This window comes from Bacillus sp. RHFS10 (genome assembly GCF_016757475.1).
In the GTDB taxonomy this organism is placed as follows: Bacteria; Bacillota; Bacilli; order Bacillales; family Bacillaceae; genus Bacillus; species Bacillus subtilis_G.
The window spans coordinates 746281-764581 of record NZ_JAESPO010000001.1; the positions used below are offsets into that span (position 1 = coordinate 746281).

At 43.6% G+C, this 18301-nt stretch carries 23 protein-coding genes and 1 pseudogene; 19 read left to right on the forward strand and 5 right to left on the reverse strand.

Features of this window, described 5'->3' with window-relative positions; all coding sequences use genetic code 11:
• Nucleotides 1-11 precede the first annotated feature (11 nt).
• The gene (gene ypmT / locus JMN17_RS04005) at nt 12-206 is read left to right on the forward strand and encodes a protein YpmT (RefSeq protein ID WP_087990457.1); all 195 of its coding nucleotides are present in this window, start codon (nt 12-14) and stop codon (nt 204-206) included.
• A gap of 71 nt (nt 207-277) precedes the next feature.
• A complete protein-coding gene (locus JMN17_RS04010; RefSeq protein ID WP_202327465.1) occupies nt 278-1615 on the forward strand; it encodes an MATE family efflux transporter in 1338 nt (445 codons plus the stop codon).
• Nucleotides 1616-1666: 51 nt separating this feature from the next.
• Here JMN17_RS04010 and JMN17_RS04015 read toward each other — a convergent pair whose 3' ends face one another.
• Nucleotides 1667-2092: a MarR family transcriptional regulator gene (locus JMN17_RS04015; RefSeq protein ID WP_039074221.1), complete on the reverse strand. Its 426-nt coding sequence runs from the start codon at nt 2090-2092 to the stop codon at nt 1667-1669.
• A gap of 130 nt (nt 2093-2222) precedes the next feature.
• Between JMN17_RS04015 and msrA the strand changes: the two genes are divergently transcribed.
• Together msrA and msrB are read left to right on the forward strand one after the other, a co-directional pair.
• Complete coding sequence (gene msrA / locus JMN17_RS04020; RefSeq protein WP_087990455.1) at nt 2223-2756, forward strand: peptide-methionine (S)-S-oxide reductase MsrA; 534 nt, start codon at nt 2223-2225, stop codon at nt 2754-2756.
• Complete coding sequence (gene msrB / locus JMN17_RS04025; protein WP_087990454.1) at nt 2756-3190, forward strand: peptide-methionine (R)-S-oxide reductase MsrB; 435 nt, start codon at nt 2756-2758, stop codon at nt 3188-3190. Before msrA ends, msrB begins: the two co-directional genes overlap by 1 nt.
• Before the next feature lie 42 nt (nt 3191-3232).
• Here msrB and JMN17_RS04030 read toward each other — a convergent pair whose 3' ends face one another.
• Nucleotides 3233-4258 (reverse strand): SDR family NAD(P)-dependent oxidoreductase, encoded by a 1026-nt coding sequence (locus tag JMN17_RS04030; protein WP_202327468.1) that lies wholly within the window; start codon nt 4256-4258, stop codon nt 3233-3235.
• A gap of 370 nt (nt 4259-4628) precedes the next feature.
• On the opposite strand from JMN17_RS04030, the gene JMN17_RS04035 reads away from it, so the two are divergent.
• Nucleotides 4629-5777: a phytase gene (locus tag JMN17_RS04035; RefSeq protein ID WP_087990452.1), complete on the forward strand. Its 1149-nt coding sequence runs from the start codon at nt 4629-4631 to the stop codon at nt 5775-5777.
• Nucleotides 5778-5844: 67 nt separating this feature from the next.
• Here JMN17_RS04035 and JMN17_RS04040 read toward each other — a convergent pair whose 3' ends face one another.
• Nucleotides 5845-6798 (reverse strand): CgeB family protein, encoded by a 954-nt coding sequence (locus tag JMN17_RS04040; protein WP_087990451.1) that lies wholly within the window; start codon nt 6796-6798, stop codon nt 5845-5847.
• A gap of 6 nt (nt 6799-6804) precedes the next feature.
• Nucleotides 6805-7191 carry a spore crust protein CgeA gene (cgeA, locus tag JMN17_RS04045; protein ID WP_087990450.1) on the reverse strand — a complete coding sequence of 129 codons (387 nt, stop codon included), beginning with the start codon at nt 7189-7191 and terminating at the stop codon, nt 6805-6807.
• 235 nt (nt 7192-7426) lie between these two features.
• Between cgeA and cgeC the strand changes: the two are divergent.
• The 13 genes and pseudogenes from cgeC (at nt 7427) to JMN17_RS04110 (ending at nt 17823) form a co-directional block, all read left to right on the forward strand.
• Nucleotides 7427-7687 (forward strand): annotated as a pseudogene (gene cgeC / locus JMN17_RS04050) (spore maturation protein CgeC).
• 62 nt (nt 7688-7749) lie between these two features.
• Nucleotides 7750-9030: a glycosyltransferase family 2 protein gene (locus tag JMN17_RS04055; protein ID WP_202327470.1), complete on the forward strand. Its 1281-nt coding sequence runs from the start codon at nt 7750-7752 to the stop codon at nt 9028-9030.
• Nucleotides 9031-9058: 28 nt separating this feature from the next.
• Entirely contained in the window at nt 9059-9841 is a 783-nt protein-coding gene (gene cgeE / locus JMN17_RS04060; protein ID WP_087990448.1) for a spore maturation N-acetyltransferase CgeE, read from the forward strand.
• A complete protein-coding gene (locus JMN17_RS22065) occupies nt 9801-10034 on the forward strand; it encodes a YjcZ family sporulation protein (RefSeq protein WP_141113370.1) in 234 nt (77 codons plus the stop codon). The genes cgeE and JMN17_RS22065 overlap by 41 nt, the downstream gene beginning before the upstream one ends.
• A gap of 130 nt (nt 10035-10164) precedes the next feature.
• Nucleotides 10165-11499, forward strand: a complete 1335-nt coding sequence (locus JMN17_RS04070) for an aspartate aminotransferase family protein (protein WP_202327472.1) — start codon at nt 10165-10167, stop codon at nt 11497-11499.
• A 6-nt stretch (nt 11500-11505) separates the two neighbouring features.
• Entirely contained in the window at nt 11506-12195 is a 690-nt protein-coding gene (locus tag JMN17_RS04075; RefSeq protein WP_087990446.1) for a CoA transferase subunit A, read from the forward strand.
• On the forward strand, nt 12180-12833 hold the full coding sequence (locus JMN17_RS04080) for a 3-oxoacid CoA-transferase subunit B (RefSeq protein WP_087990445.1): 654 nt from the start codon (nt 12180-12182) through the stop codon (nt 12831-12833). Before JMN17_RS04075 ends, JMN17_RS04080 begins: the two co-directional genes overlap by 16 nt.
• Before the next feature lie 7 nt (nt 12834-12840).
• On the forward strand, nt 12841-14157 hold the full coding sequence (locus tag JMN17_RS04085; protein ID WP_087990444.1) for a peptidase: 1317 nt from the start codon (nt 12841-12843) through the stop codon (nt 14155-14157).
• On the forward strand, nt 14135-14962 hold the full coding sequence (gene ablB, locus JMN17_RS04090; RefSeq protein ID WP_087990443.1) for a putative beta-lysine N-acetyltransferase: 828 nt from the start codon (nt 14135-14137) through the stop codon (nt 14960-14962). Before JMN17_RS04085 ends, ablB begins: the two co-directional genes overlap by 23 nt.
• A 28-nt stretch (nt 14963-14990) precedes the next feature.
• Complete coding sequence (gene ablA, locus JMN17_RS04095) at nt 14991-16406, forward strand: lysine 2,3-aminomutase (protein WP_087990442.1); 1416 nt, start codon at nt 14991-14993, stop codon at nt 16404-16406.
• On the forward strand, nt 16403-16681 hold the full coding sequence (locus JMN17_RS04100; protein ID WP_087990441.1) for a YokU family protein: 279 nt from the start codon (nt 16403-16405) through the stop codon (nt 16679-16681). Before ablA ends, JMN17_RS04100 begins: the two co-directional genes overlap by 4 nt.
• A gap of 86 nt (nt 16682-16767) precedes the next feature.
• The gene (locus JMN17_RS04105) at nt 16768-16992 is read left to right on the forward strand and encodes a YozE family protein (protein ID WP_087990440.1); all 225 of its coding nucleotides are present in this window, start codon (nt 16768-16770) and stop codon (nt 16990-16992) included.
• A 150-nt stretch (nt 16993-17142) separates the two neighbouring features.
• Nucleotides 17143-17823: a hypothetical protein gene (locus tag JMN17_RS04110; RefSeq protein ID WP_087990439.1), complete on the forward strand. Its 681-nt coding sequence runs from the start codon at nt 17143-17145 to the stop codon at nt 17821-17823.
• Here JMN17_RS04110 and JMN17_RS04115 read toward each other — a convergent pair.
• Nucleotides 17820-17963, reverse strand: coding sequence for a hypothetical protein (locus JMN17_RS04115; protein WP_202327473.1), 144 nt, complete (start codon nt 17961-17963; stop codon nt 17820-17822). The genes JMN17_RS04110 and JMN17_RS04115 overlap by 4 nt on opposite strands.
• A 121-nt stretch (nt 17964-18084) precedes the next feature.
• Between JMN17_RS04115 and JMN17_RS04120 the strand changes: the two genes are divergently transcribed.
• Nucleotides 18085-18261 carry a YozD family protein gene (locus JMN17_RS04120; protein ID WP_003241581.1) on the forward strand — a complete coding sequence of 59 codons (177 nt, stop codon included), beginning with the start codon at nt 18085-18087 and terminating at the stop codon, nt 18259-18261.
• The last annotated feature ends 40 nt before the right edge of the window (nt 18262-18301 follow it).

The window sequence follows — 18301 nt, forward strand, 5'->3', positions numbered from 1 at the left end:
GGTGACTGAAAATGAAACGGATTTACCAGTATTTCAGTTTATTATCCTTTACATTTTCCCTGTATTTCGGCTGGCTTGCTTATCATCATCTGGCCGCTGAAGATATGGACCAAATGTATTTGAACATTTCCTATTGTGCCTTGTTCTTAAGTGTGATGGTGCTAACATTCGGTATGAGAGACCGAAAAAAAACCGATAAGTCATGAAAAAAGAGACATGAAACAACGTCTCTTTTTTCGTGTGATCCGGTGAAAATTTAAGACCACAAGGAGAAAAAATGAAAGCATACGATTTTACACAGGGGAACGTGCTGAAACAGCTTGTGCTGTTTTCAATGCCGATTATGCTCGGAAACGCATTGCAGGTTTCCTTTCAATTTATAGACAGTTTGTGGATCGGCAATTTACTGGGGGCGAAGGCCCTTGGGGCAGCCGCGGTATCAAGCACGATTGCTTTAACCGTGCTGTCTTTTATTTTGGGCCTTAACAATGCGACATTAACTATTTTGTCACAGCAAAAGGGTAAAGATGATGAAAAAGGAATGGCGTCGTATATAAACGCTTTTGTCGTTTTATTAACAGGCCTAAGTGTCGGATTCGGCGCGGCCGGTTTTTTTCTGTCAGAGCTTTTGCTTCGTCTTTTGAAAACGCCGGAGTCGATGATACCGCTTGCCGAGACCTATTTGCAAATTCAATTTATTGGCATTTTATTTTTGTTTGGTTATAACTTTATCAGTACGGTGCTTCGGGCGCTCGGTGACAGCAAGACACCTCTCCGGTTTATTGCGTTTGCAGTTGTGCTGAATACAGTGTTGGCGCCGTTCTTTATTTCTGTGCTGCACATGGGAATAGCGGGAGCAGCTTATTCGACAATTTTGTCACAGGGCATTGCGTTTCTGTACGGGTTGTTTTATGTCATCAGACACAAGCTTGTACCGTTCTCTATTCCGCGAGTTCCCAAGTGGGAAGAGTCCGCGCTGGTTTTGAAACTTGGGATTCCTGCCGGTCTGCAGATGATGGTGATTACAGGCGGAATGATGGCGATTATGAGTGTTGTCAACTCCTACGGGGAGCATGTGGTGTCAGGCTTCGGCGCGGTGCAGCGGCTCGACAGCATCATCACGCTTCCCGCTATGGCTGCCGGTACGGCGGTCAACAGTATGGCAGGGCAAAATATCGGAATCGGAAACGATAAAAGAGTGGGAACAATTGCGAGGCTAGGTGTTATAGTTGTAATTTCTTGCATGCTGATGATTGCCGTTATCATTTGGGTATTTGGCAAATACCTTATGAGACTATTTATCAGCGAGCCTGATGCGGTTGCGTTTGGTGAACAATATTTGCGTTGGATCGCGTTTTTCTACCCTTTTATCGGGATTAATTTCGTGCTGAACGGAATCGTCAGGGCTGCGGGAGCGATGCTGCAGGTGCTGGTTTTAAATTTGATATCGTTTTGGGTTTTGAGATATCCTTTCACGGCTCTATTTTCAGCATGGTTTGGCCAGAAAGGAATCGGGCTCGGAATCGGAATGAGTTTTTTATTAAGCAGCTGTGCGGCGTTTTTGTATTACAGATACGGAAGATGGAAAACAATGAAACTGTTCGCTGAAAAATAAATGAAGGGCTGCAAAAAGCACATACCCATGTATAGCGGTATGTGCTTTTTTTCATCGTTTTTTATCAAGTTTGCTGAAAAGCTCGATTAATGAGGCCAGTTCGGCATCAGTGTAGCAGTCAAAGCGTTTAAAGAAATATTCCGTTTTTTTCTCGTTGAAATGCTGAAGGACTTTTTCGCCCGCTTCGGTGATATGAATGCGGATGATACGCCTGTCTTCCTTCGATCTGATTCTTGTAATCCATTCCTTTTCCACCAGCGCATCAGTCACAGCTGTAATGTGGCTTGCTGATACCTCTAAAATAGGCGCAAATTCGGTGACTTTTTTAGGCCCTTGTTCACTGAGGATCCGCAGAATGGTAAATTCATTCCGTGACAGCTCTTTATCAAGAATTTCATTGATTTCGTTGCGTATTTGTTTAAAGACTTTACGGAGTAAATTCTCCATATCGTACATCATCTGTGTTCTTACTTTCAAATTTGTGAACCTCCATTACATAAGCATATTGCTTAAAACCTATAGTTTTTATGAAAAGCAGAATCATTTTCATTCTATTATTACATGCTATAATATAATAATACCACGTATGAACAAAGGAGGCACCAGTATGTCTGAAAAAAAAGAAATCGCCACATTTGCAGGAGGCTGTTTTTGGTGTATGGTCAAACCTTTTGACGAACAGCCGGGAATTGAAAAAGTGGTGTCCGGGTATACAGGCGGCCATACTGAAAACCCTACGTATGAAGAGGTGTGCAGTGAAACGACAGGACATCGTGAAGCCGTTCAAATCACGTTTCATCCTGATGTGTATCCTTATGAAAAGCTGCTTGAATTGTTTTGGCAGCAAATCGACCCGACAGATGCCGGCGGCCAGTTTGCGGATCGCGGCAGCTCCTACCGTGCAGCCATTTTTTATCATAATGATAAACAAAAGGAGCTTGCGGAAGCTTCCAAGCAGCGTCTGGCGGAAAGCGGCATCTTTAAAGATCCGATTGTAACGGACATATTAAAAGCTGAGCCTTTCTATGAAGCGGAGGGCTACCATCAGCATTTTTATAAAAAGAATCCAGGACATTACCAGCGCTACCAGGCGGGGTCTGGACGAGCCGGATTTATCAGCGAGCATTGGGGGGCGAAATAATGGGGCACAATAAAGAAGAAAAAATCAAGTCACTAAACCGCATGCAATATGAAGTGACGCAAAATAACGGCACGGAGCCGCCTTTTCAAAATGAATATTGGGATCATCAGGAAGAAGGGCTGTATGTAGACATTGTGTCAGGCAAGCCATTGTTTACATCCAAGGATAAATTTGATTCCCACTGCGGCTGGCCAAGCTTTACAAAGCCGATTGAAGAAGAAGAAGTAGAAGAAAAACTAGACACGAGCCACGGCATGATTCGAACAGAAGTGAGAAGCCGTACTGCCGATTCTCATCTTGGTCATGTATTTAATGACGGACCGGGTCCAAGCGGGCTTCGATACTGCATAAACTCAGCGGCAATGCGGTTTGTGCCGAAGGATAAGCTGAAAGAAGAAGGATACGAAAGCTATCTGCATCTTTTTGATAAATAAACACAAAAAACAGGCCTGCCTAATGGATAGACAGGCTTGTTTTTATGCCTTTTTTTCTTGGTGCAATTTCTCAATAATCTGGGCAATTCTGTCTTTTGTGATGAGTGGAGCTTGATCTGATTGATATCCAGGCAGATGGACTTTGCGAAAATCAGGATGTTTTTCAGGTTCTGGAAGAATCGCATAAAGATTGCCCCATTCATACAGAGAATCAATTTCATGAGGGGATGTTAATTCTTCGTGAAGCTTTTCACCTGAACGCTTGCCGACTTCTACCGCAGACGGCTGCGGGAGCCCGTGCTGCGATGCATATTCTTCAAACCCATGGATCAGTTCTTCAAGTTTCAGTGATTCCATTTTAAAAATAAAAGTTTCTCCGCCTTTTGTAATAGCAGCTGATTGCAATGTCAGTGTAGCTGCATCGTCTATTGACATGAAAAACCTGGTCATATTTTTGTCAGTGATGGTTAGCGGTTCACCCTCCATCATCTGTTCAAATAAAATTGGAATGACCGAACCCCTTGAGCCGAGAACATTTCCGAAGCGGACTGAACAAAACACGGTTCCTCTGTTTTGAACGTGGCGGTTTGCTTGATGAAACAGCTTTTCAGATAACAGCTTGGTGGCACCCATTGTGTTCACAGGAGATACAGCTTTATCGGTACTGATATTAATGACATGCTGGACCCGGTGTAATAGGGCGGCCTCCACCACATTCTGTCCCCCGATGAGATTGGTCTGGATCGCTTCAAATGGATGGTCTTCACATGTCGGAACCTGTTTCAGCGCAGCTGCGTGGAAGACGATATCCACGCCTTTCATCACCTGATTCACCCTTCTGTGATCGCGCACATCTCCGAGCACAAATGAAAGCCGCTTATCCCCCGCATACTTTTGACTCATGACATACTGTTTACTGTCGTCTTTGCTGAATACAATCACCTGTTTCGGTGTTAGCAGCAAAAGGCGTTTGACAATTTGACTCCCGATTGAACCTGTTCCGCCAGTGACTAAAACTGTTTTGTTATGGAAAAACGGTTCTAGTTCTGCTGTTTGCTGTTTAGGCATGGCTTATCCTCCAACTCTCGTTTCTCTACCATGCATCATATGTTCAACTTTGTAATCGAGTTAATGAAAGCAACCAATAAAACAAAATTTAGGGGAATGATCATGTCACAAAGTGTTCTTTTTTAATAGAAAATGGAAAGATAGACGTAACAGACAAAATATAAAACTATATAAACAATGTACTAAATATTCACTTTGGTTTTATTTCGCACCTCAAAAGTAAATTTGAGGAGCCATTTCACGTACTTCTTAGGGGGAAAGTGATTTATGAGTCAGAAATACTATAAAAAAAGGTTCATTTTCCTCTCTATTAAACGACTGTATATATTTTACAATAAGGATTGATAGTGATTAAAAGGAGGGGACCAAATTGAAGGTTTCAAAAACAATGCTGCTAAGCACTGCTGCGGGTTTATTGCTTAGCCTGACAACTAACTCGGTGTCGGCTCATCACGTGAAAGCGGAACATCATTTTAAAGTGACGGCGCAAACGGAGACAGATCCTGTCGCTACTGGCGAGGACGCAGCAGATGACCCGGCCATTTGGGTTCATGAAAAGCATCCGGAAAAAAGCAAGTTGATCACGACAAATAAGAAGTCAGGACTAGTCGTGTATGATTTAAACGGCAAACAGCTCAAATCTTACGAGTTTGGCAAGCTCAATAATGTCGATCTGCGTTATCAATTTCCATTGAACGGAGAAAAAATTGATATTGCTGCCGCCTCAAACCGGTCTAAAGGAAAAAATACAATCGAAGTATATGAAATTGACGGGGATAAAGGAAAGTTGAAAAGCATTACAGACCCAAACCATCCGATTTCAACTGATATTTCTGAGGTATACGGCTTCAGCCTGTATCACAGCCAGAAAACAGGAGCATTTTACGCATTAGTGACAGGCAAACAAGGAGAATTTGAGCAGTATGAAATTGTTGACAATGGAAAGGGTTATGTAACAGGGAAAAAAGTGCGTGAATTTAAATTGAATTCTCAGACTGAAGGCCTTGTTGCGGATGATGAGTACGGGAACCTGTATATAGCAGAGGAAAACGAAGCCATCTGGAAATTTAATGCTGAGCCAGACGGAGGATCAAAGGGGCAGGTTGTCGACCGTGCGACAGGAGAACGTTTGACAGCTGATATTGAAGGACTGACGATCTATTATGCGCCAGACGGCAAAGGATATCTCATGGCCTCAAGTCAAGGGAATAACAGCTATGCAATGTATGAACGGCAGGGAAGCAATCGCTATGTAGCCAACTTTGACATTGCAGATGGCGAAAAGATAGACGGTACTAGTGATACGGACGGTATTGATGTTCTCGGTTTCGGACTTGGCCCAAAATATCCGTACGGGATTTTTGTCGCTCAGGACGGTGAAAATATTGACAATGGACAAGCCGTCAATCAAAATTTCAAAATGGTGTCGTGGAAACAGATAGCAAAGCATCTAGGCGAAAAGCCTGACCTTCATAAACAGGTGAATCCGAGGAAGATGAGGGACCGTTCTGACGGCTAAAAAAAGCAGCTCATTCAGCTGCTTTTTTCTGTGAATGAAAAAATCGTTCATAACAATGAACGATTTTTCAAGTAAGCGCCAGATGAATCGCCTTTAGTTTTGCAGGAAGCTCATCAAACGTAAGGGCGGGTACGGTCTCTTTGTAATTGGATGCTGCAGCTTTTTGCCGTTCCTCAGGATGGTTGATATAGAAAGCGGCTTTTTCCTTAAAGTCGTTGGTGCTGTGATAAGAAATAAAGGATGAAAAAGGATGTGCCGCGGGTAAATCTGTTAATTGAAATGCTTCGCATGCAGCGATATCAAACGTCCGGTTATTAAAACTGGCGTTTTTGATGCGGATATTATTTTTATTGAAAGCAAAATGATAGGGGCGATGCGCATTGATCACGATATCTGCCCCGTTATAATAATGAACGGCCTGTTCGGGTGGAACCCATGTGCTGACGATATCAATATGCGGCTGTTTGAGCACTTTTTTAGGCAGGTATTTTCTCCATTCCTTTCCGATTACCCGAACGGTGAAAGGCAGATGTACCGCTTCTTTCATAAGCTGAACCCGATTAGGATAAGGATAGCCGATGATAAGCAGATTTGAATGAAAAGAATGTTCTGTGTCCATTTTTTTAAACAGCCGATGATTAACTGGAATCGGAACATAGTAGACGTTCTGGCAGCCGAGCTCCCGATAATAAAGAGCGGCATTTTGTTCAATCGTTAATATGGCGTCAGCGTGCTTTATCACCCGAAGGCTGATATCAATATAAAATGGGTCTTCGGTCAGCCAAACAAACACAGGAATACCCTTATCCTTTAACCAGGTCAGCCAGTCGTGAGGAACACGGTCTCCGACCATCATGAGTGCGAAGTCCGGCTGGAACTTTTCAGCCTTTATTAGAGATTCTGCTTCCAGTGTATCTGCAGACATGTACTCTGTATGAGTATTCAGAAAACATTCTTCAGCCCAACGGTCAAAATATCTGTATATTCCTCCGTATCCCGACTGGATATACAAAACTTTCATCAGATCTTATGAAAAGAACGTAACACTTTCTACTTTGTCTACATCAATTAATGTTGTAGCTTGGCCTTCCGGGGTAACGGAGCTTTCCTGTGTTACAAATACGATACCGTGAATTTGGTCGAAAGCAACGAAGACAACCGGACCGATCATATCACCCGAATCAGTCACAATGCTGATCGTAGTGCCTGGCGTAATTCTGGCAAAAATCCATCTTGCCGGAAGGGAAGTAGATTCAGCCGTAATCATTTCACTTTGATCTACTTTTTGATCGATCGCAGCTTCAAGCAATTCTTTAAGATTATTATCCACGTTTACTCCTCCTTCTGTTGAGAATAAAGGGCTTAAAAGGCTCTTAATCAAATCCTTTTTTAATTGGGCATTTTCAGAGCTCATCACATACACCTCCTATTCAATAGTGAACTCACGTTAATCATATTCTTATGGCTGCCATTTGGTATGAGTCGAACGCCGTACCTGACCTATTTTTCATATATTTAAGCAAAATGCTGATTTTTTAAAAGAGTGGATATAGCCTATACCATAAATCGAAGTCAGTTCATATTGTGAAACAGAGAGTATAAAGGTCAGCGATTGTTTAGATTGAGAGAAACACGCGAATCAAGATGAACTGCATTTTATTTCGCTTTTGCTGATTTTGCTCATTCGTCAATCGGCTACTGAAGCAAATCCATCTGATCTCAGTACGCCAGCTCGTATTTGTAAAAGAGCTTGGCGTACCGGTATCAACATTTCATCTGTTGAATGGAGATACGCTTCAAAACGTCATCGTAAAAGAGGTTCTGACTGATTTGGTTATTTTCAAAACCCGTTAAATCATACGAGATCTCATGTCGCGCTCTCAAGTATTGTAAGCTGGGATGCTTTTTAAATGATGACAGAGGCTCTGCTTGTGCGGAGCCGTTTTTATGTTTGCAACAGGGGGCTGTATAGATGGGAGAGAAAGTGTCCATTATTTTAACGAGTTATAACAAACCTGCTTATCTGCAAAAAGCGATCGAAAGCGTCATAAAGCAAACGTATGATCTCTGGGAGCTTTTTATCATGGATGATCATTCTAATGAAGAAATAACTGCGGTGGTTCACAAGTACCTTCATGACCCTCGCATTCGTTATGAAAACAGTTTCGTAGATCCCGCAGCTCGATTTAAAACAACCCGTTATGCCACATTAATTAACACCGCGCTCCCATTTACCAGCGGCGATTACATTTCCTATCTCACTGATGACACTGTGTATCATCCTGAGCGGCTGAGCCGTATGGTGCAGATGTTTTCACATAATCCTGAGGCGCAGGCTGTTTATTCAAAACAAAAAGTTGTACAAGTAAACGAAAGGGGAGAGGAAATCTCCCATTTCTATAGAAATGCCAATGAAGTGCTTCATCAGGCCGCTTTTCAAGTCGATCATTGCTCAGTTATGCATCGCCGTTCATTACTTGATCGTATTCACCATATATATGGAAGCTATTGGGACGATGATATGAAGCATTGGAATCATGGCGACTCAATTTTTTGGGACAGAATCAACAACTTTGCTCCATTTCTGCCGATAAATGAAGTATTAGATACAACCTATAAAACCCCCGATTCATTTCAAAATGCGTATCGGTTTCTGCCCGCCGATTTGATTGACGGATCTTTTGTAAAGGGTTCAGGTCAAAACGTATATTTTATTGATCAGGGTGTGAGGCATCCTGTCGGGGAAAGGTGGGATTCGTTGTATCTAAATCGGACTGTGGCCGTTCCAGACCCGTATTTATTCCAATATAAAATTGGAAACATTTTAAAGATTCCGAATTATATTTTAGTAAAGGAAGCTGGTCATCCTGCAATATTCTATATCGAAGCCGGAAAAAAAAGACGCATTTTGGGTCAGTATGCTTTTCAGTTTTATCAATTTAAAAGAAAAGAAATATTGACCATTGAAAAAGAAGAACTGGAGGCGCTGCCGGAAGGGCTGCCAATTACGCGGGAACGATCTGGTTTGATCGAAAATCCGCCTGGCCGAAGGCTTTATTTCATAGAACGCGAGCCGTTTTTGTTTCTTAACGGCGTTTTTCATCCGATTCGTGAACAAGTAGTAAGGAAATTCTTTTTACATCATAAGCCAATCTCCGCTTCTTTCCGAAATATTCAGCAATTTCCAATTGGAAAGCCGTTTTATCCAGTGTACGATGAGATTATAAAGAATTTGAATATTGCAATTGAGTAAAAGCATAGGTCATAAAAAGGAGACGTTCATGACAGGACATTATTCAAAAACGGAACAGCAATATATATTGTTAACGTCTGAATCGGCATCGTTTGATCATTACAGCGTATATAAAGATCCGAAGCTTCCGCAAATTTTTTCTCATAACTTTGTTCAGCTTCATGATACGTTTCCGTTAGAGCGGCGGTTACTGGACTTTTTGCCATCCGTACCAAAGCTGCTTAATGCGAATTATCTCCATTTAAAAGCGTCGCCTCAGCATGTTTTTCCGCTCGGTTTGAAGCAATCGCTTGTCAAAAGCGGGTTTGTTGTCGAGGATGAGCTGTTGTATGACATGAAGCTTAGTGACTGGAAAGGGCAGATGGGACATCCGTTAACGGCATGGGGAACGGCAAAAAGCCTCAGCGATGGATCTTCTATCATGAAAATTTATGATTCCATTTATATTGGGGAAGCGATCGCTGAACAAAAATTAAAAAGAAAATATCCCTTTTATGAAGCGGGGACGATCATCCTTGTTGTTTGTTACAGCGACCGATCACAGAAGATTCCCATTGGATGCGGAGAGCTGTTCATTCATCCGCAAGAAAAAACGGCTAAAATTGAAGAAGTCGCCATTTTGGATCAGTTTCAAAGAAAGGGCTATGGCAGTATCTTAGTGAAAGAAATGCTGTCCATTGCCAAATCACTAGGAATGGAAGCAGCCTATTTAGTGGCTACAAGCACTGACGGTGCAACCCGTTTTTACGAAAAGCTGACGTTTAAAAAATATGAGCGGGTGCATACTGTTTTTCATTATTTCCTTACATGAAATAGGCGTTTGCACAAACCATTTGGGACTTGGCCCGCATAAAATGCCGTATATCGTGATAAGAAAGGATGAAAACAGCATGCATAGATACCCTGGATACGGTTACGGATTTGGCTGCGGGACAAATACGTTTGTATTGATTGTTGTCTTGTTCATTTTATTAATTATTGTCGGAGCCGCTTTTATTTGCTAGAGGGCGAAATTCCAAAAGAGCCTTTCTATATTAAGGAAGGCTCTTTTTTGTGTGAAAAGTTTTTGCGGGGACGTCATGCCGCAATTTGGACACTCATATAATATGTTAAAAGGTTTGTTGAGGTGGGAGCATGAGCAGTTATTTGATTAAGCCGGAGCTTAGTTCGGCCTATCCGGTTGTCAGTTATGCGAAGGGTTCATATGTTTATGATCAGACCGGAAAAAGATATCTTGACGGCTCATCAGGTGCGGTGACATGCAATATCGGCCACGGGGTTCGTGATGTGACTGAGAGACTGAAAGAACAGCTTGATCAAGTGTCTTTTGCTTACCGCTCACAGTTTACAAGCGAGCCTGCCGAGCAATTAGCCGCTCTCTTGGCGCAGGAGCTGCCGGGAGATGTGAATTGGTCTTTTTTTGTCAACAGCGGATCAGAAGCCATAGAAACAGCGATGAAAATCGCCATTCAATATTGGCAGGAAAAAAAGCAAACACAAAAATCCATCTTTTTGTCTCGGTGGAGCAGTTACCACGGAATAACTTTGGGAGCGCTTTCATTGTCTGGTTTTTATGAAAGGAGATACCGGTTCACCCATCTCATTGAACGCTATCCCGCTATTTCAGCTCCTCATGTGTATCGGCGGAATCATGGAACGGATGAAGACTTTGTTCAGACTGCCGCTGATGAACTGGAAACTGCGATTAAAAGAATCGGAAGCCAATTTATCGCCGGCTTTGTGGCTGAGCCTATTATTGGTGCCGCAGGTGCAGCGATCACCCCGCCTCCGGGATATTATGAGAGATTAAGTGAGGTATGCCGCACACACGAAGTGCTCTTTATTGCAGACGAAGTGATGACAGGGCTTGGAAGAACAGGAAGGATGCTCGCGACAGAGCATTGGCGCACCGTTCCTGATATTGCTGTACTGGGGAAGGGGCTAGGTGCGGGGTATGCGCCTATTGCCGCTGCTGTTGTATCTGATTCTATTATTGAAACGATAAAACAAGGTTCAGGTGTGATTATGAGCGGCCACACATACAGTGCACATCCCTATTCAGCCAAAGCCGCTCTGGAAGTTTTGCGGTATGTATTAAAGCGCGGCTTGATCAAGCAATCAGAAAAAAAGGGAGCTGTACTGAAAAAGAAGCTTGTTGAGGCAGCGTCTCAAAGCGGCATCATTGGTGATGTTCGCGGAAAAGGACTGCTATTAGGCGTTGAATTTGTAGCAGACAAGAACACGAAGAACGTTTTTTCGCCAGAGCAGGCGGTTACCCAGCGTATTGTCGGCGAAGCGAAAAAACGCGGACTAATTGTTTATCCTGCCAAAGCGGGAATTGACAGCGGGGAAGGAGATGCTGTCATTATTGCTCCGCCTTTTACCATGTCAGACGGCGAGGCTGAAGAGCTCATATCAATTTTTTCAGAAACAGTTGCAGCGGTCGAAAAAAAACTGAAAAGGGATTGAAATTAAATGACGCCATTTCAAAAAACAATCAGCGTCGAAACAGCAATTTCAGGTGTTCAGGACGGGTCGGTCCTAATGTTTGGCGGTTTTGGCGGAGTCGGCTCGCCTCCTTCATTGATTGAAGCTATATTGGACAGCGGTGTAACGGATTTAACTGTCATTTGCAATGATGCCGGCTTTCCGAAAATAGGGATCGGCCCGCTTATAGTCAATCAGCGAGTCAAAACCCTGATTGCATCGCATATTGGTTCTAATCCTATAGCGGGAAAACAGATGACAGACGGGACGTTAGAGGTTCAATTTTCACCCCAAGGAACGCTTGCAGAACGAATTCGCGCCGGCGGAGCGGGACTCGGCGGGATTTTAACTGACATCGGGATTGCGAATCAAATGGTTTATGAAAAAAAGGACATTGTGTCTGTGGCTGGAAAGCGATATTTGGTTGAAGAGGCGCTGACGGCAGATTTTGCATTTATCAATGCGCACATTGCGGATGAATTCGGCAATTTAACGTATGACAAAACAGCGCGGAACATGAATCCGCTTATGGCAATGGCCGCAAGTAGAACCTTTGTCGAAGCTGAGCGTATCGTCCCGATGGGGGAGATTTCAGAAGAAATGATTGTCACACCGGGGGTTTTTGTCGAGGGGGTTGTGAGAAGCGAAGGAGTGAAGTGGAAATGGGCTTGGGAATAGCAGAGCGAGAACAAATCGCAAAACGGGCCGCTTCTGAAATCAAGCCGGGCATGATTGTAAATCTCGGTATCGGCATCCCATCCTTGGTGCCGAACTTTTTGCCGCCTGACATGCAGGTCATGCTGCAGGCTGAAAACGGTGTGCTTGGCATTGGTGACAGCCCTGAAAAGGGAAAAGAGGATGAACATTTATGCAACGCAGCGGGATTTCCTGTCCGAGCTGTAAAAGGTGCTTCTTATTTTGATACAACGATGTCTTTTGCGATGATCAGAAGAGGCAAAATTGACATTACGATTTTAGGCGCCCTGCAGGTGAGCCAGTCAGGCGATTTGGCTAATTGGCTTGTCCCGGGAAAAAAGGTGCCGGGCATGGGCGGAGCGATGGAACTGGCCCAAAAAGCGAAAAAAGTGGTTGTCGTCATGAGTCATACAGATCAAAAGGGAAGGCCTAAATTAACAGAAACATGCACGCTTCCGTTAACTGCAGCAGGCTGTGTAAATTTGATCATTACTGAAAAAGCGGTTCTTGAAGTCGGAGCCCATCATTTCATATTAAAAGAGCTGATGAATGGCTCGACAATCGACGAGGTGACGAGGCTGACTGAAGCTGAAATCAAAATAGATATGCCTTTTTCTTAAAGGGGGAATGAGGATGCAAGACATTGAGAGAAAAGTAATCGGGTGGCTCGATCAGCATTCGGCCAAAGCCATTCGTCTTCTCAAAAGGCTGATTGGAGAAAAAAGCACATTGGGCTCAGAATTTAACGCCCAAGCTGTTGTGCTTGAGAAGCTGCGGCAATTTCAAATGGACATTGACGTGTGGGAGCCAAGCCTAAAGCAATTAAAACAGCATCCCTATTTTAAATCAGACCGTTCCGATTTTGACGAGAGTCCGAATATCGTTGCAAAAAAAACGGGAGCGGGCGGGGGCCGGTCGCTGATTTTAAACGGTCATATCGATGTTGTGCCTGAAGGAAGCGTGAAGGATTGGAAGTATGAACCGTTTCAAGCTGTCGAAGAAAACGGTAAAATATACGGCCGCGGCTCAACGGATATGAAGGGCGGCAATACAGCCCTTCTTTTTGCTTTAGAAGCCCTGCACGCCTGCAATGTTAAATTGAAGGGAGATGTATTGTTTCAAAGCGTTGTAGATGAAGAGTGCGGCGGCGCGGGAACACTGTCTGCCATCATGAGAGGGTATCGGGCTGACGGGGCGCTGATTCCGGAACCGACGAATATGAAACTTTTTATCAAGCAGCAGGGGTCGATGTGGTTTCGGATCACAGTGAAGGGATTAGCGGCACATGGAGGCACACGCTATGAAGGGGTAAGTGCGATTGAAAAAAGCATGCATGTGATCACAGCCATACAGGAGCTGGAAAAAGTCCGCAATGCGAGAATCTCAGATCCGCTGTATGATCATGTCCCAATACCGGTACCGGTGAATATCGGCACCATCTCAGGCGGCGCATGGCCATCTTCAGTTGCAGACCGTGTCGTCATAGAAGGGAGATGCGGAATTGCGCCCTATGAAAAACCAGAAGCAGTTAAACTTGAATTGGAAAACTGGCTGAAGGATTTAGATTACCGTGATGAATGGTTTAAACGCCATCCGATTACAGTAGAGTGGTTCGGCGCTCAATGGCTCCCGAATGATTTACCTGATGATCACCCTTTAATTTCAGTACTGCAATCAGCTTATCAAAAAATGAAACAGACAGAGCCCATCATCGAAGCCTCGCCATGGGGAACGGACGGAGGGCTTTTATACCATGCAGGCGATACGCCAGTGATTGTCTTCGGGCCTGGGGAAACAAAAACAGCTCATCAGGCAAATGAATACATTGAGATTGAAGCCATGCTAGAATCTGCTAAAATTATTGCACTTTTTGTTATGGATTGGTGCGGGCTTTATACAGGCGGGGAGGGGGAGAATGAGGATGCTCAAGTCGATAAAGAGTAACGGTGTCACAGCAGTTCTGGACCATGACAGCTTTAATAAACGAATGAGAGTCGTTCGTTATGACGGAGCCATAGAGAAGGCCCTGCCTGATATCGTGGCGGCGGCAAAAGAAGAGGACGCGGAAAAAATTATCATCTATACGAAACAGCATGATGTGGCTGTGCTTGCCAAACAATTATTTGCGCCGGAGGGTTATTTAAAGGGCTATTATCTCGGCCATCCGGCTTGTGTCATGGTCCGTTACCTCACAGAAAAACGGAGTCAAACAGATTCTTATATAAAGGAACAGGAGATGATCGAAGCCTTATATCGCACAGCACCTCACCCCCGCACTGAAAACAGGCCATCCTTTACAATGAGAAAAGCAGAAACAAATGACATGTACCAGCTTTCGATGCTGTATAAAAAAGTATTTCGTACGTACCCGACCCCGGTTTTTGATCCCGCATATATTGAAAAGACGATGAATGAAAATACGATGTATTATGTCATGTTTGATCATGACCGCCTGATCAGCGCAGCAAGCGCAGACATGAATCCAGAGCTTGGGCATGCAGAAATGACCGACTGCGCTGTGCTTCCGGAATATCGGGGCCATTCGCTGACAAGTTTATTAATCGAGGAATTAGAAAAAGAAATGGCCGAGAAGGAAATCTTTCACGTATTTTCTCTCGCCCGTGCTGCGTCTTTTGGGATGAATGCTGTGTTGTACCATTCTGGTTATCAGTATGGCGGAAGGCTGATCAATAATTGCTATATAGCCGAAGGTCTTGAAAACATGAATATTTGGAGCAAGCACCTGTAAGACAAATAATGCACGAGGAGGAATTCATTTGGCAAGCAAATGGTATAAACCGAAACGGCATTGGAAGGAGATCGAGTTATGGAAGGACGTTCCGGAAGAGAAATGGAACGATTGGCTTTGGCAGCTGACACATACGGTAAGAACAGTAGATGATTTAAAAAAAGTGATTAACTTGACCGAGGATGAAGAGGAAGGCGTCAGAATTTCTACCAAAACGATCCCCTTAAATATTACACCTTACTATGCTTCTTTAATGGACCCCGATAATCCGAGATGCCCGGTCCGTATGCAGTCTGTACCGCTTTCTGAAGAAATGCACAAAACAAAATACGATCTGGAAGATCCGCTCCATGAGGATGAAGATTCACCGGTACCCGGTCTGACACACCGCTATCCCGATCGTGTGCTGTTTCTTGTCACGAATCAATGTTCCATGTACTGCCGCTACTGCACAAGAAGGCGTTTTTCCGGACAAATCGGAATGGGAGTTCCTAAAAAACAGCTAGATGCTGCGATTGCTTATATCAGGGAAACACCTGAAATCCGCGATTGTTTAATTTCTGGCGGTGACGGGCTTTTGATCAATGACCAAATTTTAGAATACATTTTAAAGGAGCTGCGCAGCATCCCGCATCTGGAAGTAATTAGAATCGGAACAAGGGCGCCGGTCGTCTTTCCGCAGCGCATTACCGATCATCTGTGCGAGATATTGAAAAAATATCATCCAGTCTGGCTGAACACCCATTTTAACACAAGCATCGAGATGACAGAGGAATCCGTTGAGGCCTGTGAAAAGCTGGTGAACGCAGGCGTGCCGGTCGGAAATCAGGCTGTGGTGCTAGCCGGTATTAATGACTCGGTTCCAATTATGAAAAAGCTCATGCACGACTTGGTGAAAATCAGAGTCCGTCCTTATTATATTTATCAATGTGATCTATCAGAGGGCATCGGGCATTTCAGAGCTCCCGTTTCCAAAGGTTTGGAGATCATTGAAGGGCTGAGAGGCCATACCTCAGGCTATGCGGTTCCGACCTTTGTCGTTGACGCACCAGGCGGCGGAGGTAAAATCGCCCTGCAGCCAAACTATGTATTGTCGCAAAGCCCTGACAAAGTCATCTTAAGAAATTTTGAAGGTGTGATTACGTCATATCCAGAACCGGAGAATTATATCCCTAACCAGGCTGACGCTTATTTTGAGTCCGTTTTCCCTGAAACCGCTGACAAAAAGGAGCCGATCGGGCTGAGTGCTATTTTTGCTGACAAAGAGGTTTCATTTACACCGGAAAACGTGGCCAGAATCAAGAGGAGAGAGACGTTCACAGCGAATCCGGAGCATGAAACGTTAAAAGATAGGCGTGAGAAAAGAGATCAGCTAAAAGAAAAGAAATTTTTGGCGCAGCAGAAAAAACAGAAAGAGGCTGAAAACGGAGGGGATTCTTCATGAAAACATGCGATTGGTGCGGAGAGCTTGAAGCAGTACCCGGCAGGAACACGGTGTACTGGGAGCTCCCTGACGGAACAAGAGCCATAGAGCTGACTGACACACCAGCCATGGTGTGTGCTTCCTGCGGGATGACCTATCAGGAGGAAACCACAATAAAGGAGATTGAGGATCAGCTGCTTTTGATTCAAACCAAAAACCTGCCTGGAAGTCTGGCGTATCAGCAGCTCATGGAGACAGAAAGGATTCTGAAACGCAACTATTTTGACTTCTCCTAAACGATGTTTCGGTATTCTTTTGTTGTAATTTTACACTTGAACTGTATAATAGAACAACAAAAGACAGACATCAGGAGGGGAAACCCATGAAATCCTTTTATCACTATTTATTAAAATACAGACAGCCGAAGCCGCAGGACAGCATCAGTGAATTTGCCAATCAGGCGTATGAGGATCACAGCTTTCCGAAAACCTCAACCGATTATCATGAGATCAGTTCATATTTGGAGCTAAGCGCTGATTACCTGCACACGATGGCAACGTTTGATGAAGCTTGGGATCAATACGAGGCTGAAGTGCACGGCAGATAGCAGCTGTTTATCCGCAGATCATTGCGGATTTTTTTTATGTCCTCATCCACACCATAATTGGATATTTCCTTTGGTTTTCATGCCCATGCGAATTGGCGTCACCCGGCATACGATAGCGTATGAGAAATGTTGCGGCGAGGGGGAGACACCATGAAGCAAAATAAACCGAAATTCCAAGTAGGGGATATCGTAGTCGTTATTATGTATGGAACAGTCGGCACCGTCACTAAAGTACACCAAATTGATAAACACTATCTTTATGAAGTCAATCATAATGAAGTCTTATACTTTGAATCGTCCATTCAGCTGTACAAAGATTATGAGGGTGTCATTGTCGACATGGAAAAGCTTGATATTGAGTATGAATTCCTTATTGGGGACGTCGTTTATGTGAAAGATTATGGAAAAGAACTCTTTCGCATTATCGGTCACAGAACAGAAATTTGGAGATATTTAGAAGATGGCTGGGAAGATATCATTTATGAGCTGACCCGTTTAAAGGATGGAGAGTGGCTTGAAACGGAGGAAGAGGATCTCACACTGGTGCTGAGAAAATATGAAATGGACCAGTTTGTACACCAGATGTTGTTTGTCCACTATGTCGGAGAAACTGGCCATGAGATCGGCGAAGATATCGCATCGTCTGCTCTTCTTCAGTTTGAAGGCGATGATGAAGATCAAGATACCCTTCACATCCTTGCTGTATCAATTGTTGATGAGCTTCTGGATATTTATAATGACTACAAGATTCTGTACGAAATGTTTCGAGATGAAGAATATAAAGATATGATGATGTTTGTTCTGGAAAGTTTAAAAGAGCATTTCAGTTAGTTTGAGAACATACGGATTAAGACATATAAAAAATAAGGCAGACAGCCCCAAATCATCACATGCGTCATTCCTTTGAGCGTTTTTTCCATTAAGATATCAAATCTGTCTCCGTCCAGTGCTTCCATCATTTTAGAGATCATAGTGTCAGCCTCCCATGGCTTGTTTTTTTATTCAATGTATATGACTGAAAGAATTGTTTAGAACACTGGGTATAATTCAGCCTGTTTTTTCATAAAACATAAAAAAGGAGGCGGTACGGAGATGAAAGAAATAGATCTTGTGATTGATACGGAAGAAATCGCTGAATTTTTTTACAGAGAGCTTGCGCGGCGGGGCTACATACCTAGTGAGGATGAGCTGTTTGAAATCGCTGACATTACCTTTGATTATTTGATAGAAAAATGTATGATAGATGAAGAGCTGGATGAAGATGATTGAGGCTTAAAACCGGAGTGGTCAGCTCCGGTTTTATTATTCA

Coding starts and splice junctions, on each gene's coding strand:
- ypmT (WP_087990457.1), top strand. CDS start 12: ATGAAACGGATTTACCAGTATTTCAGTTTATTATCCTTTACATTTTCC.
- cgeE (WP_087990448.1), top strand. CDS start 9,059: ATGACAGGACATTATTCAAAAACGGAACAGCAATATATATTGTTAACG.
- JMN17_RS04055 (WP_202327470.1), top strand. CDS start 7,750: ATGGGAGAGAAAGTGTCCATTATTTTAACGAGTTATAACAAACCTGCT.
- cgeA (WP_087990450.1), bottom strand. CDS start 7,191: ATGAGCTCTGAAAATGCCCAATTAAAAAAGGATTTGATTAAGAGCCTT.
- JMN17_RS04040 (WP_087990451.1), bottom strand. CDS start 6,798: ATGAAAGTTTTGTATATCCAGTCGGGATACGGAGGAATATACAGATAT.
- JMN17_RS04115 (WP_202327473.1), bottom strand. CDS start 17,963: ATGATCTCTAAAATGATGGAAGCACTGGACGGAGACAGATTTGATATC.
- msrB (WP_087990454.1), top strand. CDS start 2,756: ATGGGGCACAATAAAGAAGAAAAAATCAAGTCACTAAACCGCATGCAA.
- JMN17_RS04010 (WP_202327465.1), top strand. CDS start 278: ATGAAAGCATACGATTTTACACAGGGGAACGTGCTGAAACAGCTTGTG.
- JMN17_RS04030 (WP_202327468.1), bottom strand. CDS start 4,258: ATGCCTAAACAGCAAACAGCAGAACTAGAACCGTTTTTCCATAACAAA.
- JMN17_RS04080 (WP_087990445.1), top strand. CDS start 12,180: ATGGGCTTGGGAATAGCAGAGCGAGAACAAATCGCAAAACGGGCCGCT.
- msrA (WP_087990455.1), top strand. CDS start 2,223: ATGTCTGAAAAAAAAGAAATCGCCACATTTGCAGGAGGCTGTTTTTGG.
- JMN17_RS04075 (WP_087990446.1), top strand. CDS start 11,506: ATGACGCCATTTCAAAAAACAATCAGCGTCGAAACAGCAATTTCAGGT.
- JMN17_RS22065 (WP_141113370.1), top strand. CDS start 9,801: ATGAGCGGGTGCATACTGTTTTTCATTATTTCCTTACATGAAATAGGC.
- JMN17_RS04085 (WP_087990444.1), top strand. CDS start 12,841: ATGAGGATGCAAGACATTGAGAGAAAAGTAATCGGGTGGCTCGATCAG.
- JMN17_RS04070 (WP_202327472.1), top strand. CDS start 10,165: ATGAGCAGTTATTTGATTAAGCCGGAGCTTAGTTCGGCCTATCCGGTT.
- JMN17_RS04105 (WP_087990440.1), top strand. CDS start 16,768: ATGAAATCCTTTTATCACTATTTATTAAAATACAGACAGCCGAAGCCG.
- JMN17_RS04110 (WP_087990439.1), top strand. CDS start 17,143: ATGAAGCAAAATAAACCGAAATTCCAAGTAGGGGATATCGTAGTCGTT.
- ablB (WP_087990443.1), top strand. CDS start 14,135: ATGCTCAAGTCGATAAAGAGTAACGGTGTCACAGCAGTTCTGGACCAT.
- JMN17_RS04120 (WP_003241581.1), top strand. CDS start 18,085: ATGAAAGAAATAGATCTTGTGATTGATACGGAAGAAATCGCTGAATTT.
- JMN17_RS04100 (WP_087990441.1), top strand. CDS start 16,403: ATGAAAACATGCGATTGGTGCGGAGAGCTTGAAGCAGTACCCGGCAGG.